General features: G+C 47.0%; 26 protein-coding genes. All 26 read left to right on the forward strand.

Annotated elements, in window-relative coordinates; all coding sequences use genetic code 11:
• Positions 1 to 13: 13 nt before the first annotated feature.
• Positions 14 to 916, forward strand: coding sequence for an L-serine ammonia-lyase, iron-sulfur-dependent, subunit alpha (gene sdaAA / locus G4O42_RS07965; RefSeq protein ID WP_032874871.1), 903 nt, complete (start codon positions 14 to 16; stop codon positions 914 to 916).
• Entirely contained in the window at positions 894 to 2,942 is a 2,049-nt protein-coding gene (recG, locus tag G4O42_RS07970; protein WP_032874873.1) for an ATP-dependent DNA helicase RecG, read from the forward strand. Before sdaAA ends, recG begins: the two co-directional genes overlap by 23 nt.
• 106 nt (positions 2,943 to 3,048) lie before the next feature.
• Entirely contained in the window at positions 3,049 to 3,615 is a 567-nt protein-coding gene (gene fapR / locus G4O42_RS07975) for a transcription factor FapR (RefSeq protein WP_003154320.1), read from the forward strand.
• 13 nt (positions 3,616 to 3,628) lie between these two features.
• On the forward strand, positions 3,629 to 4,627 hold the full coding sequence (gene plsX, locus G4O42_RS07980) for a phosphate acyltransferase PlsX (RefSeq protein ID WP_007409758.1): 999 nt from the start codon (positions 3,629 to 3,631) through the stop codon (positions 4,625 to 4,627).
• An 18-nt stretch (positions 4,628 to 4,645) separates the two neighbouring features.
• Entirely contained in the window at positions 4,646 to 5,599 is a 954-nt protein-coding gene (gene fabD / locus G4O42_RS07985) for an ACP S-malonyltransferase (protein ID WP_003154316.1), read from the forward strand.
• Positions 5,592 to 6,332: a 3-oxoacyl-[acyl-carrier-protein] reductase gene (fabG, locus tag G4O42_RS07990; protein WP_032874875.1), complete on the forward strand. Its 741-nt coding sequence runs from the start codon at positions 5,592 to 5,594 to the stop codon at positions 6,330 to 6,332. Before fabD ends, fabG begins: the two co-directional genes overlap by 8 nt.
• Before the next feature lie 84 nt (positions 6,333 to 6,416).
• Positions 6,417 to 6,650, forward strand: coding sequence for an acyl carrier protein (gene acpP, locus G4O42_RS07995; protein ID WP_003154310.1), 234 nt, complete (start codon positions 6,417 to 6,419; stop codon positions 6,648 to 6,650).
• 138 nt (positions 6,651 to 6,788) lie between these two features.
• The gene (gene rncS, locus G4O42_RS08000; protein WP_014417754.1) at positions 6,789 to 7,538 is read left to right on the forward strand and encodes a ribonuclease III; all 750 of its coding nucleotides are present in this window, start codon (positions 6,789 to 6,791) and stop codon (positions 7,536 to 7,538) included.
• 101 nt (positions 7,539 to 7,639) lie between these two features.
• A complete protein-coding gene (smc, locus tag G4O42_RS08005) occupies positions 7,640 to 11,200 on the forward strand; it encodes a chromosome segregation protein SMC (protein WP_032874877.1) in 3,561 nt (1,186 codons plus the stop codon).
• Between the two features lie 19 nt (positions 11,201 to 11,219).
• On the forward strand, positions 11,220 to 12,209 hold the full coding sequence (ftsY, locus tag G4O42_RS08010) for a signal recognition particle-docking protein FtsY (RefSeq protein ID WP_003154301.1): 990 nt from the start codon (positions 11,220 to 11,222) through the stop codon (positions 12,207 to 12,209).
• A gap of 83 nt (positions 12,210 to 12,292) precedes the next feature.
• Positions 12,293 to 13,063 carry a phosphotransferase family protein gene (locus G4O42_RS08015; RefSeq protein ID WP_032874879.1) on the forward strand — a complete coding sequence of 257 codons (771 nt, stop codon included), beginning with the start codon at positions 12,293 to 12,295 and terminating at the stop codon, positions 13,061 to 13,063.
• A 121-nt stretch (positions 13,064 to 13,184) separates the two neighbouring features.
• A complete protein-coding gene (locus G4O42_RS08020) occupies positions 13,185 to 13,517 on the forward strand; it encodes a putative DNA-binding protein (RefSeq protein ID WP_032874881.1) in 333 nt (110 codons plus the stop codon).
• 13 nt (positions 13,518 to 13,530) lie between these two features.
• Positions 13,531 to 14,871 carry a signal recognition particle protein gene (gene ffh, locus G4O42_RS08025; protein ID WP_007409763.1) on the forward strand — a complete coding sequence of 447 codons (1,341 nt, stop codon included), beginning with the start codon at positions 13,531 to 13,533 and terminating at the stop codon, positions 14,869 to 14,871.
• 105 nt (positions 14,872 to 14,976) lie between these two features.
• Positions 14,977 to 15,249, forward strand: coding sequence for a 30S ribosomal protein S16 (rpsP, locus tag G4O42_RS08030; RefSeq protein WP_003154296.1), 273 nt, complete (start codon positions 14,977 to 14,979; stop codon positions 15,247 to 15,249).
• Positions 15,249 to 15,494, forward strand: coding sequence for a KH domain-containing protein (locus tag G4O42_RS08035; RefSeq protein WP_007611392.1), 246 nt, complete (start codon positions 15,249 to 15,251; stop codon positions 15,492 to 15,494). The genes rpsP and G4O42_RS08035 overlap by 1 nt, the downstream gene beginning before the upstream one ends.
• A 90-nt stretch (positions 15,495 to 15,584) precedes the next feature.
• Positions 15,585 to 15,971, forward strand: a complete 387-nt coding sequence (locus tag G4O42_RS08040; RefSeq protein ID WP_003154291.1) for a YlqD family protein — start codon at positions 15,585 to 15,587, stop codon at positions 15,969 to 15,971.
• A gap of 4 nt (positions 15,972 to 15,975) precedes the next feature.
• Positions 15,976 to 16,500 carry a ribosome maturation factor RimM gene (rimM, locus tag G4O42_RS08045; RefSeq protein WP_003154290.1) on the forward strand — a complete coding sequence of 175 codons (525 nt, stop codon included), beginning with the start codon at positions 15,976 to 15,978 and terminating at the stop codon, positions 16,498 to 16,500.
• Positions 16,497 to 17,228, forward strand: a complete 732-nt coding sequence (gene trmD, locus G4O42_RS08050; protein ID WP_003154289.1) for a tRNA (guanosine(37)-N1)-methyltransferase TrmD — start codon at positions 16,497 to 16,499, stop codon at positions 17,226 to 17,228. Before rimM ends, trmD begins: the two co-directional genes overlap by 4 nt.
• A gap of 140 nt (positions 17,229 to 17,368) precedes the next feature.
• A complete protein-coding gene (gene rplS, locus G4O42_RS08055) occupies positions 17,369 to 17,716 on the forward strand; it encodes a 50S ribosomal protein L19 (RefSeq protein ID WP_003154288.1) in 348 nt (115 codons plus the stop codon).
• Between the two features lie 142 nt (positions 17,717 to 17,858).
• On the forward strand, positions 17,859 to 18,707 hold the full coding sequence (gene ylqF / locus G4O42_RS08060) for a ribosome biogenesis GTPase YlqF (RefSeq protein ID WP_007611396.1): 849 nt from the start codon (positions 17,859 to 17,861) through the stop codon (positions 18,705 to 18,707).
• A gap of 72 nt (positions 18,708 to 18,779) precedes the next feature.
• On the forward strand, positions 18,780 to 19,547 hold the full coding sequence (locus tag G4O42_RS08065) for a ribonuclease HII (RefSeq protein ID WP_032874883.1): 768 nt from the start codon (positions 18,780 to 18,782) through the stop codon (positions 19,545 to 19,547).
• A gap of 16 nt (positions 19,548 to 19,563) precedes the next feature.
• Positions 19,564 to 21,267 (forward strand): hypothetical protein, encoded by a 1,704-nt coding sequence (locus G4O42_RS08070; protein WP_032874885.1) that lies wholly within the window; start codon positions 19,564 to 19,566, stop codon positions 21,265 to 21,267.
• Positions 21,264 to 21,545: a FlhB-like flagellar biosynthesis protein gene (locus G4O42_RS08075; protein WP_007409769.1), complete on the forward strand. Its 282-nt coding sequence runs from the start codon at positions 21,264 to 21,266 to the stop codon at positions 21,543 to 21,545. The genes G4O42_RS08070 and G4O42_RS08075 overlap by 4 nt, the downstream gene beginning before the upstream one ends.
• Before the next feature lie 174 nt (positions 21,546 to 21,719).
• Positions 21,720 to 22,877: an ADP-forming succinate--CoA ligase subunit beta gene (sucC, locus tag G4O42_RS08080; RefSeq protein ID WP_003154283.1), complete on the forward strand. Its 1,158-nt coding sequence runs from the start codon at positions 21,720 to 21,722 to the stop codon at positions 22,875 to 22,877.
• A 28-nt stretch (positions 22,878 to 22,905) separates the two neighbouring features.
• The gene (gene sucD / locus G4O42_RS08085) at positions 22,906 to 23,808 is read left to right on the forward strand and encodes a succinate--CoA ligase subunit alpha (protein ID WP_003154281.1); all 903 of its coding nucleotides are present in this window, start codon (positions 22,906 to 22,908) and stop codon (positions 23,806 to 23,808) included.
• A gap of 65 nt (positions 23,809 to 23,873) precedes the next feature.
• Positions 23,874 to 24,773, forward strand: a complete 900-nt coding sequence (dprA, locus tag G4O42_RS08090) for a DNA-processing protein DprA (RefSeq protein WP_032874887.1) — start codon at positions 23,874 to 23,876, stop codon at positions 24,771 to 24,773.
• The last annotated feature ends 169 nt before the right edge of the window (positions 24,774 to 24,942 follow it).

Consider the following 24,942-nt stretch of genomic DNA (forward strand, 5'->3'; position numbering starts at 1 on the left):
GGAGGAAAATGACATGTTTCGTAATGTGAAAGAATTAATAGAAATCACTCAAGAAAAACAAATTCCGATTTCGGAAGTGATGATCACCCAAGAGATGGAAGTAACGCAAAAAACGCGGGAAGAAATCTTTCAAGGAATGGAGCGCAATCTCTCCGTCATGGAAGCAGCTGTTGAAAAAGGGCTGAAGGGCGTCACGAGTCAGACCGGTTTAACAGGCGGAGATGCCGTGAAACTTCAGGCATACATCCAATCGGGAAGAAGCCTGTCAGGCAATCTGATTTTAGACGCCGTTTCTAAAGCTGTCGCGACAAATGAAGTCAATGCGGCCATGGGAACGATCTGCGCTACACCGACCGCCGGCTCTGCCGGGGTTGTGCCGGGAACGTTATTCGCCGTAAAGCATAAGCTGAACCCTACGACAGAACAAATGATCCGTTTTCTGTTTACAGCCGGCGCGTTCGGTTTTGTCGTAGCAAACAATGCGAGTATTTCAGGAGCGGCAGGAGGCTGTCAGGCGGAAGTCGGGTCAGCATCAGGCATGGCAGCGGCTGCGATTGTGGAAATGGCGGGCGGAACGCCTCAGCAATCAGCGGAAGCAATGGCGATTACACTGAAAAATATGCTCGGTCTCGTATGTGACCCGGTCGCCGGATTGGTAGAAGTGCCGTGTGTCAAACGAAATGCAATGGGAGCATCAAACGCAATGATCGCGGCGGATATGGCGCTGGCCGGGATTACAAGCCGCATTCCTTGCGATGAGGTGATTGACGCGATGTACAAAATCGGCCAGACAATGCCGACAGCACTGCGTGAAACGGGACGAGGCGGTTTAGCCGCGACACCGACGGGAAGAGAATTAGAGAAAAAAATTTTCGGAGGAGCGCTGAAATCAAGTGACACACCATCAGCAAACTAGTATAGCGGAGATTAAGGGCATTGGGCCGGAAACAGAAAAGACATTGCACGAACTTGGTATCTATGACATTTCTGATCTTCTGAATTATTTCCCTTACCGTTATGACGACTATGAGCTGAGGGACTTAGAAGAAGTAAAACATGAAGAAAGAGTGACGGTAGAAGGGAAGGTTCATTCAGAACCTTCTCTTACCTATTACGGCAAAAAACGAAACAGGCTGACATTCAGGGTGCTTGTCGGCAATTATTTAATTACCGCGGTCTGCTTTAACCGTCCCTACTTAAAAAAGAAACTGACGTTAGGTTCTGTCGTCACGATATCCGGGAAATGGGATAAACACAGACAGACCGTTTCCGTGCAGGAATTAAAAAACGGTCCTCATCAAGAAGATAAAAGCATTGAGCCTGTTTATTCCGTTAAAGAAAACGTCACCGTAAAAATGATGAGACGGTTTATTAAGGAAGCGCTGGAGCATCATTTGGACAGTGCGGCCGATCCGCTTCCTGAAAAATTGAGAATCCGCTACAAGCTGCCTGATTACAAACATGCCCTGCAGACGATGCATCAGCCTGAAACGAGGGAATCGTTACAGCAGGCAAGACGCCGGTTTGTTTACGAGGAATTCTTATTATTTCAGCTGAAAATGCAGGCGTTCCGTAAAGCGGAAAGGGAACAGTCAAAAGGCATCAGCCATGTGTTTCCTGCTGAAAAGCTCGCCGCTTTCACAGACAGCCTGCCGTTTTCGCTCACAACCGCACAGACGCGCGTGCTTCGGGAAATTACCGCTGATATGACATCTCCTTACCGAATGAACCGTCTGCTGCAAGGTGATGTCGGTTCAGGGAAAACGGCCGTCGCCGCCATCGCTTTGTACGCTGCGATTCTGTCGGGGTATCAGGGGGCATTAATGGTGCCGACTGAAATTCTGGCCGAACAGCATGCAGATTCTCTCGTATCGTTGTTTGCAAATGAAGATGTAAATATCGCGCTTTTGACGAGTTCTGTAAAAGGAAAGCGGCGCAGGGAGCTTTTGGAGCGGCTTGCTCTCGGAGAGATTGATATTTTAGTAGGTACCCATGCTTTAATCCAGGACGAAGTGGAATTTAAAGCGCTGAGCCTTGTCATTACGGACGAGCAGCACAGGTTCGGAGTCGAACAGCGCAAAAAACTCAAAAATAAAGGCCAGGATCCGGATGTGCTGTTTATGACAGCCACCCCGATTCCGAGAACGTTGGCCATTACCGTCTTCGGAGAAATGGATGTTTCCGTGATAGATGAAATGCCCGCGGGGCGAAAACAAATCGAAACGTATTGGGTGAAACACGACATGCTGGAGCGGATTTTGGCTTTTATAGAAAAAGAGCTGAAACAGGGAAGGCAAGCCTATATTATCTGCCCGCTCATTGAAGAGTCGGATAAACTGGATGTACAGAATGCGATTGATGTATATAACATGCTGTCTGACGTCTACCGCGGGAAATGGAATGTCGGCCTGATGCACGGGAAGCTCCATTCTGATGAAAAAGATCAGGTGATGAGAGAATTCAGCGCCAATCAATGTCAGGTACTTGTGTCAACAACCGTCGTAGAAGTCGGGGTGAACGTGCCGAATGCGACGATTATGGTCATCTATGACGCCGACCGTTTCGGATTATCTCAGCTCCACCAGCTCCGCGGCCGGGTCGGGCGGGGAGACCACCAATCTTTCTGCATCTTGATGGCAGATCCGAAATCCGAAACCGGGAAGGAACGGATGAGAATCATGTCGGAGACAAACGACGGCTTCGAGCTGTCTGAAAAGGACCTTGAACTGCGCGGCCCCGGGGATTTCTTCGGAAAAAAACAGAGCGGTATGCCCGAGTTCAAGGTGGCGGATATGGTTCATGACTACAGAGCTTTGGAGACGGCCCGCCAGGATGCGGCCAATCTGGTGTCTTCAGAGGCTTTTTGGAAAGATGACGAATACCGCATGCTGCGCGGTCAATTACTTTCAAGCGGCGTCCTGGAAGGGGAGAAATTAAGCTGATTCTGTAAAATTCGGCGGCTTTCAAAAAACAATCATTGCATTCCAATCTATGAGATTATATACTACTATTAGTACCTAGTCTTAATTGTCCGGATGGTGTTTACAGATGAGAAGAAGCAAAAAAGAACGCCAAAAATTATTGCAGCAGACGATCAAATCGACACCCTTCATCACAGATGAAGAATTAGCGGGGAAATTCGGCGTCAGCATTCAGACGATCCGTTTAGACCGCTTAGAGCTCTCAATACCGGAGCTGAGGGAAAGAATTAAAAACGTGGCAGAACAAACGCTTGATGATGAAGTGAAATCACTGTCTTTAGACGAAGTGATCGGTGAAATTATTGATCTGGAGCTTGACGGCCAGGCCATTTCCATATTAGAAGTAAGACGCGAACATGTCTTCAGCCGCAATCAAATTGCGCGGGGGCATCATTTGTTTGCGCAGGCGAACTCACTCGCCGTAGCCGTCATTGATGATGAGCTGGCGCTGACCGCAAGCGCAAATATCCGCTTTACAAGACAGGTGAAAGAAGGCGAGCGCGTCGTTGCGAAAGCCAAAGTGACGGCAGTCGAAAAAGAAAAAGGCAGAACGGTAGTTGAAGTCAACAGCTATGTGGGAGAAGAAGTCGTGTTCTCCGGCAGCTTTGACATGTACCGTTCAAAACAATCATAAAGGTGGAGCATGCATGAGAATAGCTGTAGATGCAATGGGAGGCGACAACGCACCCAAAGCTGTTATTGACGGAGTAATGAAGAGTATTGAGGCATTTGACGATCTCCATATTACGCTGGTCGGTGACAAGACAACGATAGAATCACACTTGCCAACAACATCAGACCGCATCACTGTGTTGCACGCCGATGAAGTGATTGAACCGACGGATGAACCGGTCCGCGCCGTACGCAGAAAGAAAAACTCTTCTATGGTGCTGATGGCGCAGGAAGTGGCTGAAAACAGAGCGGACGCCTGCATCTCAGCGGGGAATACGGGCGCACTCATGACAGCGGGACTGTTTATCGTCGGCAGAATTAAAGGAATCGACCGGCCTGCGCTTGCGCCGACGCTTCCGACCGTTTCAGGCGACGGTTTCCTTCTTTTGGACGTGGGAGCCAATGTCGATGCCAAACCGGAGCATCTCGTCCAGTACGGAATTATGGGATCTGTATATGCCCGGCAGGTTCTCGGAATCAGCTCGCCCCGCGTCGGCTTGTTAAATGTCGGCACGGAAGAAAAGAAGGGAAACGACCTGACAAAAAAGACGTTTGAATTATTAAAAGAAACAAACGTGAATTTTGTCGGAAACGTAGAGGCGAGAGACTTGCTCGAAGGCGCTGCTGACGTTATCGTCACAGACGGCTTTACGGGCAACGTCACGTTGAAAACATTGGAAGGTTCAGCGTTATCGATTTTCAAAATGCTGAAAGATACACTGACTTCAAGTTTTGTTTCTAAGCTCGCAGCGGGAGTGCTGAAGCCGAAGCTGATGGAAATGAAATTGAAAATGGACTATTCTGAGTACGGCGGGGCGAGTCTTTTCGGTTTGAAAGCGCCCGTCGTTAAAGCGCACGGCTCTTCTGACGCACGCGCTGTTTACCATGCGCTGCGCCAGGCGAGAGAAATGGTCAGCCAAAACGTGGCCGCATTTATAGAAGAAGAAGTAAAAGAAGAAAAAACAGATGAGTAGTCTGGAGGTTACCGCATCATGAGTAAGATTGCATTTTTATTTCCCGGACAGGGATCACAATATATCGGTATGGGAAAAGACCTGTACGAACGCGAAGAAGCGTCAAAACGTATTTTTGATGAAGCGGATGAAACGCTTGAAACAAAGCTGAGCTCACTCATTTTTGAAGGTGACGCCGAAGAATTGACCCTTACATACAATGCGCAGCCCGCGCTGTTGACAACAAGCATCGCCGTATTGGAAAAGTTTAAAGAATCCGGCATCACCCCTGATTTCACCGCTGGCCACAGCCTCGGAGAATATTCGGCGCTTGTTGCGGCGGGAGCGATGACATTTAAAGATGCCGTTTACACGGTAAGAAAACGGGGAGAATTTATGAATGAAGCCGTGCCGGCCGGAGAAGGCGCCATGGCAGCTATTCTCGGAATGGATGCGGAGTCCTTGAAAAAGGTGACGGATCAAGTGACGGAAAACGGTCATCTCGTACAGCTTGCAAACCTGAACTGCCCCGGCCAGATCGTCATTTCCGGAACGGCAAAAGGCGTGGAGCTGGCTTCAGAAGAAGCGAAAAACAACGGAGCCAAACGGGCAATCCCATTAGAAGTAAGCGGACCGTTCCATTCTGAATTAATGAAGCCGGCAGCGCAAAAACTCGAGGAGGTGCTCAGCGCCTGTGAGTTAAAAAATGCGGCTGTTCCCGTGATTTCAAACGTTTCGGCTGACGTTATGACAGAAAAAGACGATATCAAGAAAAAATTGATCGAACAGCTGTACTCACCTGTGCGCTTTGAAGAAACCATTAACAAACTGATTGACGAAGGTGTCACGACGTTTGTTGAAATCGGGCCCGGAAAAGTGCTTTCAGGCCTTGTGAAAAAAGTGAACCGCCGCCTTAAAACAATCTCGGTTTCTGACCATGAAACCATCGAACTGGCGATTCAAACGCTGAAGGAGGAGAATCAGGATGCTTAATGAAAAAACAGCAGTGGTAACGGGAGCGTCCCGCGGAATCGGGCGGGCGATCGCGCTTGATCTTGCGAAAAACGGCTGTAACGTAGTAGTCAACTACTCCGGGAATGAAGCGAAAGCGAACGAAGTCGTAGATGAAATCAAATCTTTGGGCCAAAACGCGATCGCGGTAAAAGCCGATGTATCAAATTCCGAAGAAGTACAAAACATGATGAAAGAGGCTGTCGCTGCATTTTCTTCAATCGACATTCTCGTGAACAATGCGGGGATTACAAAAGACAATCTTCTGATGAGAATGAAAGAAAATGAATGGGATGATGTCATTAACATTAACCTGAAAGGTGTATTCAACTGCACGAAAGCCGTGACAAGACAGATGATGAAACAGCGCTCCGGCCGGATTATCAACGTATCATCAATCGTCGGCGTCAGCGGAAACCCTGGGCAGGCGAACTATGTGGCGGCAAAAGCCGGTGTAATCGGCTTAACGAAGTCATCAGCCAAAGAGCTTGCGAGCCGAAATATTACGGTCAATGCCATTGCTCCGGGCTTTATTTCTACAGATATGACGGACAAGCTTTCTAAAGAAGTCCAAGATGAAATGCTGAAGCAGATTCCGCTCGCGCGTTTCGGTGATCCTTCCGATATCAGCAGCGTTGTTACGTTCCTTGCTTCTGAAGGATCGCGTTATATGACGGGCCAAACCCTTCATATTGACGGCGGAATGGTGATGTAAAGATTTGTTTTTAAAATTTCATCCTAGTTTCTCTAGTTTTTTAAAAACGAATCCTCTATAATACTTGAGGGGAGGTGAATTGCTATGGCAGATACATTAGAGCGTGTAACGAAAATCATCGTAGACCGCCTTGGCGTTGATGAAGCTGACGTCAAACTTGAAGCTTCTTTCAAGGAAGACTTAGGTGCTGATTCCCTAGATGTAGTTGAGCTTGTTATGGAACTTGAAGACGAGTTTGATATGGAGATTTCTGACGAAGATGCTGAAAAGATTGCAACAGTCGGCGACGCTGTGAACTACATACAAAACCAGCAATAAGCTGATGCTAAAAGTCCCGCCTGACAGCGGGGCTTTAGCCCTTTAATCGTTCGGTTACCGGCGTCTGACGCTGTACGCGCTGCCGATTCCGTTTACGGCGGGGAGCGCGGTGAACCTGATGTGCCTATGGAGGTTACTATGTCAAAACACTCACATTTTAAAGATAAAAAAAAGTTCTATAAAAAAATAGAGCAATTTAAAGAGTTCCAAGAACGGATTTCGGTTCATTTTCAAAACGAGAAACTTTTGTATCAAGCATTTACACATTCATCTTATGTGAATGAGCATCGGAAAAAGCCGTATGAAGACAATGAAAGGCTTGAATTTTTAGGTGACGCTGTTTTGGAACTGACGATCTCCCAATTCTTATTTGCCAAATATCCGGCCATGAGTGAAGGAGATTTGACGAAGCTGAGAGCCGCTATCGTATGCGAGCCGTCACTCGTCTCACTTGCCCATGAATTGTCATTCGGCGATCTTGTTCTCTTGGGAAAAGGAGAAGAAATGACGGGCGGCAGAAAGCGTCCTGCGCTTTTAGCGGATGTGTTTGAAGCGTTTATCGGCGCACTGTATCTGGATCAGGGCCTTGAGCCGGTTCAGCAATTCCTGAAAGTGTACGTGTTCCCTAAAATAAACGATGGTGCTTTTTCTCATGTGATGGATTTCAAAAGCCAGCTTCAAGAATTTGTACAGCGGGACGGAAAAGGATCGCTTGAGTACAAAATTCTCAATGAAAAAGGGCCTGCCCACAACCGGGAATTCGAGGCGCTTGTCTCTCTTAAAGGTGAGGCGCTCGGTATCGGGAACGGACGTTCCAAAAAAGAAGCCGAGCAGCATGCGGCACAGGAAGCTCTTGCAAAAATGCAAAAACATCATACGAAACAATAAAATCCCCCTGTTTCCCTAGGGGGATTTCAGTATGTCTGCGCCTGATATAAGCGGGTGATTATGATAATATTGAGATACTTATACGATAAGGAGGATCTGGGATGTTCCTCAAACGTTTAGACGTTATAGGATTTAAATCATTTGCAGAACGGATATCCGTTGACTTTGTAAAAGGCGTCACGGCCGTTGTCGGTCCGAACGGCAGCGGAAAGAGCAACATTACCGAAGCCATCCGCTGGGTGCTCGGCGAACAATCAGCCCGCTCGCTTCGGGGCGGAAAAATGGAAGATATCATTTTTGCGGGAAGTGATTCGCGCAAGCGGCTGAACCTTGCCGAAGTCACGTTAACGCTTGATAATGAAGATCATTTTCTCCCGATCGATTACCACGAAGTCAGCGTGACGAGACGGGTGTATCGTTCCGGAGAAAGTGAATTTCTCATCAACAATCAGCAGTGCCGCCTGAAAGATATCATTGACTTATTTATGGACTCCGGGCTCGGGAAAGAAGCATTCTCTATTATCAGCCAGGGGAAAGTCGAAGAGATTCTCAGCAGCAAAGCGGAAGACCGCCGCAGTATTTTTGAAGAAGCGGCCGGCGTGCTGAAATATAAAACAAGAAAGAAAAAAGCGGAAAACAAACTGTTTGAGACGCAGGATAACTTAAACAGGGTGGAAGATATTCTCCACGAGCTTGAAGATCAGGTCGAACCGCTGAAAATCCAGGCATCAATCGCCAAAGACTACTTAGAAAAAAAGAAAGAGCTTGAGCATGTCGAAATCGCCCTTACCGCCTTTGACATCGAAGAACTGCACGGCAGATGGTCGGGTTTAAAAGACAAGGTGCAGGCTGCTAAAGAAGAAGAATTGGCGGAATCATCGGCTCTATCCGCAAAAGAAGCGATGATAGAAGAGACGAGAGATAAAATCCACGCGCTTGATGAATCCGTCAACGAACTGCAGCAGGTTCTGCTCGTGACAAGTGAAGAGCTGGAAAAGCTGGAAGGCCGGAAAGAAGTGCTGAAAGAGCGCAAAAAAAACGCCGCGCAAAACCGGGAACAGCTTGAGGAATCCGTTACACATTACACGAACAAAGAAGCCGAACTGAAAGCGGACATTGAAAAACAGTCTGCCGTCTATGATAAGCTGCGTGCGGAAGTGAAGCAGTTAAACGCCCAGGTGAAAGAAAAGCAGCAGGCTCTCAGTCTGCATAATGAAAATGTAGAAGACAAAATTGAACAATTAAAAAGCGATTACTTTGAATTGTTAAACAGCCAGGCGTCGATTCGCAACGAGCTGCAGCTTTTAGATGACCAGATGTCCCAATCTGCGGTCCAGCAGGCGAGACTGACCGCAAACAACGAAAAATATCTTGAAGAACGTAACGATATTGCAGTCCGCAAAGCGGCGTGCGAAGAAGAATTGGCCGCCGTTGAAGAGGATATTCACAATCAGGTCGTCCGCTTTCGCGAAGTCCAGACAGCATATGAACAGAAAAAACGCCAATATGAAAAGAAAGAATCTGCGCTGTATCAGGCGTATCAATTCGTCCAGCAGGCCAGATCCAAAAAAGATATGCTTGAAACGATGCAAGGCGATTTTTCAGGATTTTACCAAGGCGTAAAAGAAGTGCTGAAGCAGAAAGAGCAGCTTGGCGGCATCCGCGGCGCCGTTCTCGAACTGATTGCCACCGAACAAAAATATGAAACGGCGATCGAGATTGCACTCGGCGCAGCGGCGCAGCACGTTGTCACAGACGACGAGCAGGCGGCGCGGAAAGCGATTCAATATTTAAAACAGAATTCATTCGGCCGCGCGACGTTCCTGCCGCTTACGGTTATGAAACCGCGCCAGCTCCAAACCCGTGATGAACAGACGGCTTCAAAGCATCCATCTTTCCTCGGCACAGCGAGCGGGCTTGTCACATATGATGCCGCGTATCGGAATGTCATTCAAAACCTTCTCGGCACCGTGCTGATCACTGAAGATTTAAAAGGCGCGAATGAACTGGCCAAGCTTCTCGGGCACCGCTACCGCATCGTGACGCTTGAGGGTGATGTCGTCAATCCAGGCGGATCAATGACAGGCGGCGCGGTCAAAAAGAAAAACAATTCTCTGCTCGGCAGAAGCCGTGAGCTTGAGACGGTGACTGCGCGGCTTGCCGAAATGGAAGAAAAAACAGCTCTGCTTGAAAAAGAGGTCAAAACGCTGAAGCAGGCCATTCAAGAGCTTGAACATACGCTGAGCGGTCTCCGTGAAGACGGTGAAGCTTTCAGAACAAAGCAGCAGGATGTAAAAGGCAGGCTGTATGAACTCGAAGTCGCTGAAAAGAACATCAATACCCATCTGGAGCTTTACGATCAGGAGAAAGCATCGCTGACGGAAAGCAGCCGGGAAAAAGAGACGCGCAAATCAGCTCTGGAAGAACAGCTGAGTGAGGCATCCGGCCAGCTGAAAGAGCTTGAGGAAGAGATGGAAAGGCTGACAAAACAAAAGCAGACCCTATCCTCAACGAAAGAAACGCTCTCTCATGAACTGACGGAATGTAAAGTGGCCGCTGCGAAAAAAGAACAGGCGTGCTCGAGTGAGGAAGACAACCTCAAAAGACTGAAAAAAGAGCTTGAAGAAACGCAGCTCGCTCTGAAAGAAACACGGGAAGATTTAAGCCTCCTGACCTCAGAGATGACGTCCAGCACAAGCGGTGAGGAGCAGCTTGAAGAAGCAGCCCATCACAAGCTTCACGATAAAACGAGAACGATCGAATTGATCGCCAGCCGGCGCGACCAGCGTGTGAAGCTTCAGAGGGCGCTTGATACGAACGAGCTTGAGCTGAAAGAGATGAAGCGTCTGTACAAGCAAAAAACGGACATTCTGAAAGATGAAGAGGTAAAACTCGGCCGGATGGAAGTCGAGCTTGATAATCTCTTGCAGTATTTACGCGAGGAGTACAGCTTATCCTTTGAAGGGGCAAAAGAACAATATCAGCTCGAACTCGAGCCTGAAGAGGCGAGAAAACGGGTCAAACTGATCAAGCTTTCAATTGAAGAGCTCGGAACGGTCAATCTCGGCAGCATCGATGAATTTGAAAGAGTAAACGAACGGTATCAGTTTTTAACAGAGCAGAAAAATGACCTGACGGAAGCGAAAAACACACTGTTTCAAGTCATTGAAGAAATGGATTCTGAAATGACGAAGCGATTCCATGAAACGTTTGTCCAGATCCGTTCTCAATTCAACGACGTGTTCCGTTCTTTATTCGGAGGAGGACGGGCTGAACTGAAGCTGACTGATCCGAATGATCTTCTTAATTCCGGGGTGGACATTATCGCGCAGCCTCCGGGCAAAAAACTGCAAAACTTAAATCTTTTGTCAGGGGGAGAACGGGCGCTGACTGCCATTGCCCTTTTATTCTCCATTCTGAAAGTAAGGCCCGTGCCGTTCTGCGTCCTTGATGAAGTGGAAGCTGCGCTTGATGAAGCCAATGTATTCAGGTTTGCGCAATATTTAAAAAAATACAGCGGCGACAGCCAGTTTATCGTCATCACCCACAGAAAAGGCACTATGGAAGAAGCGGATGTCCTCTACGGTGTTACGATGCAGGAATCCGGCGTTTCCCGAATGGTTTCGGTCAAACTGGAAGAAACAAAAGAATTCGTTCAGTAACGAGGAAAGAGGTTGAAAGATGAGCTTTTTTAAAAAATTAAAAGAGAAAATCACGAAACAGACAGACTCCGTCTCTGAAAAATTTAAAGATGGTCTTGAAAAAACAAGAAATTCCTTCTCAAATAAAGTGAACGAACTCGTCTCCCGCTACCGGAAAGTCGACGAGGATTTCTTCGAAGAGCTTGAGGAAGTGCTGATTGGCGCTGACGTAGGTTTTACAACCGTTATGGAGCTGATTGATGAGCTCAAAAAAGAAGTGAAGCTGAAAAACATCCAGGATCCTCAGGAAGTGCAGTCCGTCATTTCTGAAAAGCTTGTCGACATTTATAATAGCGGCGACGAACAGATTTCTGAATTAAATATTCAGGACGGGCGCCTGAACGTTATTCTGCTTGTCGGGGTAAACGGCGTCGGAAAAACGACAACGATCGGAAAACTTGCCCATAAGCTGAAAAATGAAGGCAAATCCGTTGTGCTCGCTGCCGGAGACACCTTCAGAGCCGGGGCGATTGAACAGCTTGAAGTGTGGGGGGAGCGTACAGGCGTGCCTGTCATTAAACAGGCTGCCGGAAGCGACCCTGCTGCGGTTATTTATGATGCCGTACACGCGGCTAAAGCAAGAGGAGCGGATGTGCTGATTTGTGATACGGCCGGCCGCCTTCAGAATAAAGTAAACTTAATGAAAGAGCTTGAAAAAGTCAAACGTGTCATCGAACGCGAAGTGCCTGAGGCTCCGCATGAGGTTCTCCTTGCGCTTGACGCGACGACAGGCCAAAATGCGATGGCGCAGGCGAAAGAATTCTCCAAAGCGACGAATGTGACGGGTATCGCGTTAACGAAGCTTGACGGCACCGCAAAAGGCGGTATCGTCCTGGCGATCCGCAATGAGCTTCATATCCCCGTGAAACTGGTCGGCCTCGGAGAAAAGGTTGACGATCTCCAGCGGTTTGATGCAGAATCTTACGTATACGGTCTCTTTTCTGATTTAGTTGAAAAAGCCGAGGATTAATGAATAAAAAACGAGTATAAAATGGACGGTTTTATACTCGTTTTTTTATACGCATTGATAGATCGGAATGGAGGGGGCAATTGTTGGACAAATGGCTGAAAGCTGAATTGGAAAGTAAGATCGGCGCGATAAACCATATGTCGCTGTTGGATGAACAGGGAGGCACTTCAACCGTTCGAAAAATAGTGACCGGCCAAGACGCATTTCTGCTGAAAAGTTCTTTTCAACAGAAGTATCGGGAATGGTTAATGAGAGAAGCCTTCGTTTTACAAAAACTGACGGAAACTCGTCGTCTGCCTGTTCCTATTTATTATGGGATGATACAGGAACAGCATGCCAGCCATATCCTAATGTCATTTGAGGATGGAATCACCCTGACTTCGGCTTTAAGAAAAGCAAAAGGGGATACTGAAAAGAAAAAGCTGATCAAAAGTTTCGGCCAGTTTCTGCAACGGCTGCATGAAACCGAAATGGTCTCTGGTTTACAGCCGGAAACAGACTGGCTCGATCTGCAAATCAAACGAGCCGGGGAATATGTCAAAAAAGGACAGGCTGAAGGAAGTGCAGAGCTTTTGAAGGAATTGGACAGGTGCAGGCCTGTTCCTGTTCAGCAGACAATGATTCACGGTGACTGCACGACTGATAATGTGCTGGTGAAAGACGGAGAGGTCTATCTGTTTATCGATGCTGCGGGAATATCGGCGGGAGATCCGCGATATGATGAATCATTAGCAATCAGTCATTTTGTCACAAATGAAGCATGCCTCAATGCTTTTTACGAAGGCTATTGCCGCTATCGTGTATCAAAACAAGAATTCGAGTATTTTAACGACGGTCTATATGAATTTTTTTAAAAAAACTTATTATGTAAAAAGAGCATCATGCTTTGACAAGATAAAAACTTGACACACGCTCTGAAACCATGTAAACTAAGTTTTTGTAAAGGGATTTGACTTAACAAAGGGGAGAGCTCAAATGTCGCTCGAAAAAACGACGAGAATGAACTATTTATTTGACTTCTATCAGTCGTTGCTGACGTCAAAACAAAAGAGCTATATGTCGCTTTATTATCTGGACGATTTCTCCCTTGGTGAAATAGCCGAAGAGTATGACGTTTCAAGGCAAGCCGTTTACGATAACATCAAACGGACTGAAGCGATGCTTGAACAATATGAAGAAAAACTGCTCCTTTTTAAAAAGTTTCAGGAGCGTAAAGAAATGTTTACAAAGCTGAAAGAGCTTGCTTCCGGGTTGCAGGAAGAGGGAAAAATGACGGCTCTGATTGAAGCGCTTGAGAAATTAGATTAGGAGGCGGCAAACAATGGCATTTGAAGGATTAGCCGACCGACTGCAAAAGACGATTTCAAAAATCCGTGGAAAAGGAAAAGTCAGCGAACAAGACGTAAAAGAGATGATGCGTGAAGTTCGTCTTGCGCTTCTTGAGGCTGACGTTAACTTTAAAGTCGTAAAGGATTTTGTGAAAAAAGTAAGTGAACGGGCTGTCGGACAGGACGTTATGCAGAGTCTGACACCCGGTCAGCAGGTTATTAAAGTCGTAAAAGAAGAGCTTACCGAGCTGATGGGCGGCGAAGAAAGCAAAATTGCCGTCGCCAAACGCCCCCCGACCGTTATTATGATGGTCGGGCTCCAAGGTGCCGGTAAAACGACAACCACGGGGAAGCTTGCCAACCTGCTGCGCAAAAAACATAACCGCAAACCGCTGCTCGTGGCTGCGGATATTTACCGCCCCGCCGCGATTAAACAGCTGGAAACACTGGGAAAACAGCTTGATATGCCGGTCTTTTCGCTTGGCGATCAGGTCAGCCCGGTGGAAATTGCCAGACAGGCGATTGAAAAAGCGAAGGAAGAGCATCATGATTATGTGATTTTAGATACCGCCGGACGGCTGCACATCGATCATGAACTGATGGATGAGCTCTCCGGCGTAAAGGAAGTCGCAAATCCTGAGGAAATTTTCCTTGTCGTCGACTCAATGACCGGTCAGGATGCGGTAAACGTCGCCAAAAGCTTTAATGACCAGCTCGGTTTAACGGGTGTCATTTTAACAAAGCTTGACGGGGATACCCGCGGAGGTGCGGCGCTTTCTATCCGCGCGGTCACCGAAACGCCGATTAAATTCGCCGGAATGGGAGAAAAGCTCGATGCTCTTGAAGCGTTCCATCCTGAACGGATGGCATCCCGGATTCTCGGAATGGGTGACGTGCTGACGCTGATTGAAAAAGCTCAGGCGACCGTTGATGAAGACAAAGCCAAAGAGCTTGAGCAGAAAATGAGAACGATGAGCTTCACATTGGATGATTTTCTGGAGCAGCTCGGCCAGGTCCGAAACATGGGGCCTCTTGACGAACTGCTGCAAATGATGCCAGGCGCAGGCAAAATGAAAGGCTTAAAAAACATCCAAGTCGATGAAAAACAGCTGAATCATGTGGAAGCGATCATTAAATCAATGACTGTTCTTGAAAAAGAACAGCCGGATATCATTAACGCCAGCCGGCGGAAGCGGATTGCCAAAGGAAGCGGAACATCCGTTCAGGAAGTCAACCGTCTTTTAAAGCAGTTTGAGGAAATGAAAAAAATGATGAAGCAGATGACCAACATGACAAAAGGGAAGAAAAAAGGCTTTAAATTACCTTTTATGTAATCGGTTATACATGATAAAACCGTTGTTAAGAAAAAACACTTTACAAACACTTTTATCATTGTTAATATACTATCTTGTTGAAATATTTTCGGAGGTGCTAGTAAAATGGCAGTAAAAATTCGTTTAAAACGTATGGGAGCAAAAAAATCTCCTTTCTATCGTATTGTTGTAGCAGATTCTCGTTCACCGCGTGACGGCCGTTTCATCGAAACAGTCGGCACATACAACCCGGTTGCAAAGCCGGCTGAAGTGAAAATCAACGAAGAGCTTGCTCTTAAATGGCTTCAAACAGGAGCTAAACCTTCTGATACAGTCCGCAACTTGTTCTCAAGCCAAGGAATTATGGAAAAATTCCACAACGCTAAACAAGGCAAGTAATGACTGATCAGAACTTGGAAGATTTGATTGTCAGCATTGTGGCTCCGCTTGTCGACCATCCGGAAGACATAACGGTCACAAAGGAAGAGACTGATCAAAAGATTGCGCTGCGCTTATCTGTCAATAAGTCAGATACCGGTAAGATTATCGGAAAGCAAGGCCGGACTGCAAGAGCGATTCGAACCGTCGTTTTTGCAGCTGGCGCACAGTCTTCTAAGAAAGTTCAATTTGAAATATTTGACTGAAAAAGGGAGAGGGCCGGCACCTCCCCTTTTTTTACACGTAAAAAAGGCAAATGAACAGAAATATGTTGGAAGAGTGGGGAGTCTGGTCCTATGCAGATTATTCACAGGGTAACCGTTATGCAGGTTCTGACCGAGCAAAGCAAGGAAAAGCTTTTGGCCTCTTTTGCAGAAAAAAAGCAAACGCTTGAACGAGAATGCAGCCAGCTCTATTTTCAGCTTAGAAAACATGAAAAAGATCAGCAGAATCCCGATGTAGCGGAATCTTTTAAAAAAGCCATTGAAAAAAGACAAGACAAAATCAAAATGATCGATTTCCAAATAAGCCAGACAGAGTCGCTCCCGCTTGGAAGCGAAGTGAAGGAAAAGGAGATCGATGCGCTGCTTTCAATCAATGTCGGTGATAACTGGCATGAAAAAACAGCGGCAAATACCATCGTCATAAAAGACGGGGTAGTAATTGAAATCCGCCCGAGGTGATAATATGACAAACAGATGGTTTAATGTAGGCAAAATTGTAAATACCCACGGCATTAAAGGCGAAGTGAGGGTCATTTCTAAAACGGACTTTGCCGAAGAACGGTACAAGCCCGGCAATACGCTTTATTTGTTTGCGGAAGGGGCTGCGGAGCCAATCAAAGTAACGGTCAGCGCCCACAGGCTTCACAAGCAGTTTCACCTGCTGCAATTCAAAGAAATGCCGAGTCTCAATGAAGTCGAGCACCTAAGAAACATGGTGATCAAAGTCCCTGAAGAAGACTTGGGAGAGCTTGAAGAAGATGAATTTTATTTTCATGAAATCATCGGCTGCGAGGTTGTGTCAGAAGACGGGGAACTGATCGGCACAGTGAAGGAAATCTTGACGCCCGGGGCTAATGACGTATGGGTGGTTGCAAGAAAAGGCAAAAAAGATGCGCTCATTCCGTATATTGCTTCTGTGGTAAAGGATATTAATATAAATGAGAAGAAAATTAAGATTCATGTAATGGAAGGGTTAATAGACGAATGAAAATCGACTTTTTAACACTGTTTCCCGAAATGTTTCAAGGGGTGCTCGGCTCATCCATTCTGCAAAAAGCACAGGAAAAAGAGGCTGTCCGTTTTGACGTCATCAATTTCCGGGCTTTTTCGGATAATAAACACCAAACGGTTGATGATTACCCGTACGGCGGGGGAGCCGGGATGGTGTTAAAGCCGCAGCCTGTATTTGATGCGGTTGAAAAGCTGACAGCCGGTACGGACGCCAAGCCGCGCATTATTCTCGTCTGCCCGCAAGGTGAGCGTTATACGCAGAAGAAAGCCGAGGAGCTGGCGGAAGAGGAACATCTCATGTTTATTTGCGGACATTATGAAGGGTATGATGAACGGATCCGGGAACATCTTGTCACCGATGAAATCTCCATCGGGGATTTTGTGCTGACCGGGGGAGAGCTCCCTGCCATGATGATTGCCGACAGCGTTGTCAGGCTTTTGCCGGGCGTCCTCGGGAAAGAAGCATCCCACGTGGAGGATTCCTTCAGCACGGGGCTTTTAGAGCATCCGCACTATACGAGGCCTGCAGATTATAAAGGCTTAAAAGTGCCTGAGACCCTTCTGTCCGGCAACCATGCAAAAATACAAGAATGGCGCAATAAAGAATCAATCAGAAGAACCTTTTTAAGACGTCCGGATCTTCTTGAAAACTATCCTCTCACTGATGAGCAAAGAAAATGGATTTCCGAGTGGGAAAACGAATAGATTCTATTGCGCAGGCGATGAAGATATGATAAGATACTACTTGTGGCTTAAGGAGGCTTATCCTTCAGAAGCTTGAAAACGATGTTCCGCTGTGCCTTGCAGTTGTGGCCAAGAGCATCTGTTGGAAGGAGTTGAAAACGATGCAAAAACTAATTCAAGATATCACAAAAGAACAGCTTCGCACTGATCTTCCTGCGTTCCGTCCTGGTGACACTTTACGTGTACACGTAAAAGTTGTTGAGGGTAACCGTGAGCGTATCCAGATCTTCGAAGGTGTTGTGATTAAGCGTCGTGGTGGTGGAATCAGCGAAACGTTCACAGTTCGTAAGATTTCTTACGGTGTTGGCGTTGAACGTACATTCCCTGTACACACACCAAAAATCGCGAAAATCGAAGTTGTACGTTACGGTAAAGTACGTCGCGCTAAGCTTTACTACCTGCGTGAACTTCGCGGAAAAGCGGCTCGTATTAAAGAAATCAGACGATAATGATAACGAACGAAAAGAGCTTGTTACCCGTAACAGGCTCTTTTTTTATATGAAATTTGTAAAAGCTGAACAAGCAACGTAAAATACATAAGAGATCATCGGAACATCCGGTTCCGGCAAATAAGGCAGGTGTCGAAGTCACATGACTATTCAATGGTTCCCAGGCCATATGGCTAAAGCGAGACGGGAAGTAACAGAAAAACTGAAATTAATTGATATCGTATACGAATTGGTGGATGCGAGAATCCCGATGTCATCGAGAAATCCGATGATTGAGGAGATTTTAAAAAATAAGCCGCGCATTATGCTTTTAAATAAAGCCGATAAGGCGGATGCGGCTGTGACTGCCCAGTGGAAGGACCACTTTCAGGAACAGGGCATTCCCTCTCTTTCAATAAACTCCGTTAACGGGCAGGGACTGCATCAAATCGTGCCGTCCTCAAAAGAGCTGCTGAAAGATAAGTTCGATAAAATGAAAGCAAAAGGCATTAGGCCAAGAGCAATCCGCGCATTAATCATCGGCATTCCGAATGTCGGCAAGTCTACTCTCATTAACCGGCTGGCCAAGAAAAACATTGCCAAGACGGGAGACAGGCCCGGCATTACCACTTCACAGCAGTGGGTAAAGGTAGGCAAGGAATTAGAGCTGCTCGATACACCGGGAATTTTATGGCCTAAATTTGAAGATGAGCTTGTCGGCTTGCGCCTGGCGATCACCGGGGCGATTAAAGATACGATTATCAACCTGCAGGATGTGGCCGTCTTCGGGCTGCGCTTTCTGGAAGAGCATTATCCCGACCGCTTGAAGGAGCGCTACGGACTTCAGGAAATCCCTGAGGATATCGCCGCTCTTTTCGACGCGATCGGTGAAAAACGCGGCTGTTTGATGGGCGGCGGAATGGTTGACTATGATAAAACAACGGAAGTCATCATTCGGGACATCCGGACGGAAAAATTCGGCAGGCTTTCATTTGAAACACCATCAGAATAAAGACGCGCAGCGATGCGGGTCTTTATTTTTTCCGCAGAATACCGATATACATAATGTAAGGGAGAAGAGAACGTGAATACATTAACCGTAAAAAGCGTAAAAGAACGCCTGCAAGAGGTCAGGGACGAAAGTGACCCCTTCCTTTCCCAATGTGAGAAAGACCCGAGAAAAAGCGTACAGACGCTTTTAGAGCAATGGCTGAAAAAGCACGCGAAGGAAAAAGCTCTTAAAGAGCAATGGCTGAACATGACGGCATACGAAAGACTGTCATCCAAAAAGGGCTTCCGCCTGATTGCGGGTGTTGACGAAGCCGGAAGAGGGCCGCTTGCCGGACCGGTTGTCGCCGGCGCCGTCATTTTGCCGGCAGAATGCGAGATTCTCGGTCTCACGGACTCGAAGAAATTGTCGGAAAAGAAGCTCGAGGAGTATTACAGCCGGATCACGGAAGAAGCGGCGGCTGTAGGAGTCGGCATTGTCCATGCGGACGTCATTGACCGGATCAACATATATGAGGCCGCGAGACTGGCGATGGTAAAAGCCGTCAATGCTTTAACGGAAACACCTGATTATCTGCTTGTTGATGCCATGACCCTTCCGCTTGACATTCCGCAGTCATCAGTTATAAAAGGGGATGCCAAAAGCGTGTCAATTGCCGCCGGAGCCTGCATAGCAAAAGTAACGCGGGACCGTCTCATGGCTGAGTACGCCAAAACCTACCCCATGTACGGCTTTGAAAAAAATAAAGGCTACGGAACGAAAGAACATCTTGAAGCTCTTCAGGCATACGGACCGACAACTATTCACCGAAAAACGTTCGCTCCCGTTCAATCTTATTGTTAGAAAAGAGGCTTAAGACATGAACATAAGCGGCGAAATCCAAGCGGCTTTCAGACAGCTGACGGCGGAAATCCCTCCGGACCGGCAAGATGGCGGTAAAGACAGCGGCGCTCAAAGGCTGCTGTTAGGGAAGGTTCTCCGTTTGCTGGACGATCAAAGCGCTCTTATCCAAATCGGCGGCCGGACGATGCAGGGAAAACTTGAAACCGCCCTTCGTCCGCAGGCGTATTACTGGTTTTCTTATGACAAACAGCCGGCGGAAAAAACGGGCCGGCTTCATGTCATCGACCAATTCGAAGGAAGCCCGAAAACCGTTCAGGAAGCGGCGGGAAGACTGTTAAACGCTCTTTCCGTCAAACCAGGTCCTGTGTCTCTGCAGATTGCCGAAACATTTATGCAGCAGAAGCTGCCGATGACGGAAAACAGCCTCAAAGCCTGTATCCGCTGGGCTGAATCGCTTCCGGCCGCCGAATTGAAAAAAGCGGCGGAAACAATCGTATTTGCGCTGAAACGGGAACTGCCCGCACATCCGGAAGTCTTGTCAGCCATTCATGCCGTTAAATATCCGGTTCCGACCCGGCGCCTCCTCTCAGGACTGCTTCAGGCAATCAATCAGGCTCCGCAATCGGCAAAAGAGCTGTCTGTGCTCAAAGAGGCGGTTTCTGACGTGTTAAACGCGGAAACGGATCTACATGCAGAACGTCTCTTGAAGAAGCTTGCCGAGGCTGCACGCATGCCGATCTCAGAAACCGGGCTGATGGATGAAGGAGAACGGACGGAATCAAAACAATCACCATTTGTCCGAGAGACTCGTGAAAACGGAAAGGCAGTCTCAAGCCAACCTTCTCCTCCGAGTGCACGGACAGATACGGAACTGCCTGAAAAAACGGCAAAACAGATTATAGAGAAATTAATGACATCGGCAGAAAAAACTGAAAACCGTCCCGTAAAAGTAACGGCGGAGATCATGAAGACTTTCATTTCTCAAGAAAAAACATTGAAAACAACGCCTGTTCTTCAAAACGCACATCTGACAGAACAGGAGGCGGCTGTTTTCGAAAAAGCCGTTCAGCTCACCGAATTGAAATATGCGGAAAAACATGATGTATTAAGCCTTTTGCAGAAAATCAAAAAAGGACTGGGCACGCGTGATGAATTATCATTCATTACAGCGCTTGAAAAAGGCGTGTCTCCGCAGCCGGAGAAACAAGCGCTGAAAACAGCCCTCCAAGCCGTCCGGACGCTTCAAGAAGCGCCCCAATCCGTTAAACAAGAGGCGGAACCGCTTATTCATAAATTAAACGGCCAGCTGTTTATTGAGCAGCATAACCCTTCTTTTACGCAGATGGTGCTGTCATTTCCGCTGGGAGCGTCCGCGTATGAGAATGACATCACAGTTCTCTTTAAAGGACGGAAGAAGCCGGACGGAAAACTCGATCCGTCACATTGCAGGCTCCTGTTTTTGCTGCATCTTGAAACACTGCAAGAAACCGTTGTGGATTGCATGATTCAGCAAAATGTAATGACCATTACGGTTGAGACTGATTTTGAGCTTCAGGCGGCCATCGACCCTCTCGTACCGGCTTTAAAAGAAGCCGTAAAAGAAACGGGCTTCAGCCTGTCAGGCGTCACGTCTAAAAAACGGCGCCCGAAAGACCAGAGCGCTCTTGTGGAAGAGTTTATAGAAAAAGACGGCGGAAGAAAAGTGGATGTGAAAATATGAAAGAGCAAACGCCGTTAAGAAGAGCTGTCGCCCTGCATTACGACCGGCAGAAAGACCAAGCCCCGAAGGTTGTCGCAACAGGCAGGGGGCACGTGGCGGAAAATATTATAAAAGAAGCTGAGAAGGCTGGGGTTCCCATTCAGGAAGACAGAACCCTTGTCGAATTAATGCGCCATTTGACGGTTGACGATCAGATACCGGAGGCGCTTTATGAAACCGTTGCCGAAATTTTTTCATTTGTTTACAGACTGGACGAAACCCTGAAAAACGAAAAATAAGGACCATTCATTTCCCGGACTCCGTTTAAATTTATATTTTCAATAAAATAAAAGTTAGAATGTTTGGAAGGATATAAAGATTTTGTTTTGAACCCTAGACAATTCTTCCAGTATTATATAGAATGAAAGCGCAGTCTATTTTTAGTTTTGCTACATAAGTTAGGAGGATGGGAAATGAATATCCATGAGTACCAGGGAAAAGAAGTCCTCAGAAAATACGGGGTGTCTGTTCCTGAAGGTAAAGTGGCTTTTACAGCAGAGGAAGCAGTTGAAAAAGCAGAGAGCCTGTCAAGCTCGGTTTATGTCGTAAAGGCGCAAATCCATGCTGGCGGCCGCGGCAAAGCTGGTGGGGTAAAGATTGCAAAAACAAAAGATGAAGTGAAAGAGTATGCCGAAGAACTGTTAGGCAAGACGCTCGTCACACATCAAACGGGTCCGGACGGACAAGTAATAAAACGCTTACTTATTGAAGAAGGCTGCGATATTAAAAAGGAATACTATGTCGGGCTTGTACTTGACCGCGCTACTTCAAGAATCGTTTTAATGGCGTCTGAAGAAGGCGGAACGGAGATTGAAGAAGTAGCGGAAAAAACACCTGAAAAAATTAAAAAAGCGGTAATTGATCCGGCTGTCGGCCTTCAGGGCTATCAGGCAAGGGAAATTGCATTCGCAATTAACATCCCGAAAGAGCTTGTCGGCAAAGCCGCTAAATTTATGCTCGGCTTATATAAAGCATTTGTTGAGAAGGACTGCTCCATCGCCGAGATCAACCCTCTCGTCGTTACGGGGGACGGAAACGTCATGGCGCTGGATGCTAAGCTGAACTTCGACAGCAATGCGTTATACAGACAAAAAGACATTATGGAATACAGAGATTTAGATGAAGAAGATCCGAAAGAAATCGAAGCGTCAAAATACGATTTAAGCTACATTTCCCTTGATGGAAATATCGGCTGCATGGTAAACGGCGCGGGTCTTGCAATGTCTACAATGGATATCATTAAACACTACGGCGGAGAACCTGCAAACTTCCTTGATGTCGGGGGCGGCGCAACCGCAGAAAAAGTTACGGAAGCTTTTAAAATCATTCTTTCCGATCAAAACGTAAAAGGAATTTTCGTTAATATTTTCGGAGGCATCATGAAGTGTGATGTCATCGCCGAGGGCGTTGTTGAAGCGACGAGACAAGTCGGATTGACATTGCCGCTGGTCGTGCGCCTTGAAGGGACAAACGTAGATTTAGGAAAGAAAATCCTGAATGAATCAGGCTTAAACATCACATCTGCGGAATCAATGGCAGACGGCGCACAGAAAATCGTATCCTTAGTTTAGGAAAGAATGAAAGGCAGGGGACCAGATAATGAGTGTTTTTATCAATAAAGATACAAGAGTTATTGTACAGGGGATTACAGGTTCTACCGCTTTATTTCATACAAAGCAGATGCTGGAATACGGCACGAATATCGTTGGCGGTGTAACACCTGGAAAAGGCGGAACGGAAGCGGAAGGCGTACCGGTATTCAATACGGTCGCAGAAGCGGTTCATACAACGGGCGCTGATGCGTCAGTTATTTACGTGCCGGCTCCGTTTGCGGCGGACGCAATTATGGAAGCGGTTGACGCGGAAATTGATCTTGTCATTTGTATCACTGAGCACATTCCGGTTTTGGACATGGTGAAAGTGAAGCGCTTTATGGAAGGCAAGAAAACGAGATTAATAGGGCCGAACTGCCCGGGTGTTATTACACCTGAAGAATGCAAGATCGGCATTATGCCGGGATACATTCATAAAAAGGGTCATGTAGGCGTTGTATCCCGTTCAGGAACATTGACATACGAGGCCGTCCATCAGCTTTCAGAAGCCGGCGTAGGCCAATCTACCGCTGTAGGGATCGGCGGCGATCCGGTCAACGGCACGAACTTTATTGACGTGTTAAAAGCGTTCAATGAAGATCCAGAAACACATGCCGTCATCATGATCGGAGAAATCGGCGGCACAGCTGAAGAAGAAGCGGCTGAGTGGGTGAAAGCGAACATGACGAAGCCTGTTGTCGGCTTTATCGGCGGTAAAACCGCGCCTCCAGGAAAACGCATGGGCCATGCGGGCGCCATCATCTCCGGAGGAAAAGGCACGGCAGAAGAAAAAGTCAAAACGATGAACGCCTGCGGAATTGAAGTCGCGGAAACCCCTTCTGTAATGGGTGAAACGCTGATTAAGGTGTTAAAAGAAAAAGGCTTATTTGAAACGTGCAAAACGCACTGATCGAAGCAGGGGCAGCCGTAACGGCTGTTCCTGTTTTTGCTGAAAAAAAGAGGAGGTTGCCAGATTTGGATCAAGCATCGCGCTGTTTAATGGTCTGCAGTATTAATCAAATCATTTCCCCGTCTCTTCTATTAAAATGGTGGAAAGCTGATCACTCTCTGTCTTTTTTACCGGATCCGCATCCATTAACTGTTTTATCAGAAGGGAAAACAGCCCCGGAAGCAATTTTTCGGGAAATAGAGCGCAAGAATTCGGAACTTGATGAAGTTCTGTCCGATTACCGCCGCGAAGGCATTACTGTCATTCCGATTTCGTCAAGCCGCTATCCAACATGGCTTAAAGCGATTTATGATCCGCCGGCTGTCTTGTATGCAAAAGGGAACACGCTGCTTCTTGAAAAAGGCAGAAAAATCGGGATTGTAGGAACGCGGAAACCGACGGAAGACGGAATAAAAGCGGTTGGGCATCTTTCCGCCGAACTCTCAAAAAAAGGCTGGGTCATTGTAAGCGGGCTTGCATCCGGTATAGACGGATTGTCTCATAAGGCGAGCATCAGGGCAAAAGGGCTTACGATCGGCGTGATAGCCGGCGGATTCCATCACATCTATCCCCGGGAAAATCTCCTGTTAGCAGAATACATGGCTGAACACCATCTCCTACTCTCAGAACATCCTCCTGAAACAAAGCCGAAAAAATGGCACTTTCCGATGAGAAACCGCATAATCAGCGGACTAAGTGAAGGAATTGTGGTCGTGCAGGGAAAAGAAAAAAGCGGTTCATTAATCACAGCTTACCAGGCTCTCGATCAAGGCAGAGAGGTATTTGCCGTTCCGGGTTCCATATTTAATCCATATTCCGGAGGACCTATAAAACTCATTCAAGAAGGGGCGAAAGCTGTATTATGCGCAGAGGATATTGACGGAGAGCTGACCGCCCGATGCGTTCAGTATACGGAACCCTTTTGAAATATCGTTTGACAAACGGTATTGTAATATTTAATAATAGTGAGGATTTAAAGTTGCACATTATTTTCATGTATAAAATGACGTTCATCATAAAGAATGGAATGTTGAAAGCCATAAAAAGGCAGCTCTAAAATAAATTGATACTTGAAAAGAGAGAGAACACCTCTTG

It is taken from the genome of Bacillus sp. LUNF1 (genome assembly GCF_011008975.1).
Lineage (GTDB): Bacteria > Bacillota > Bacilli > Bacillales > Bacillaceae > Bacillus > Bacillus velezensis.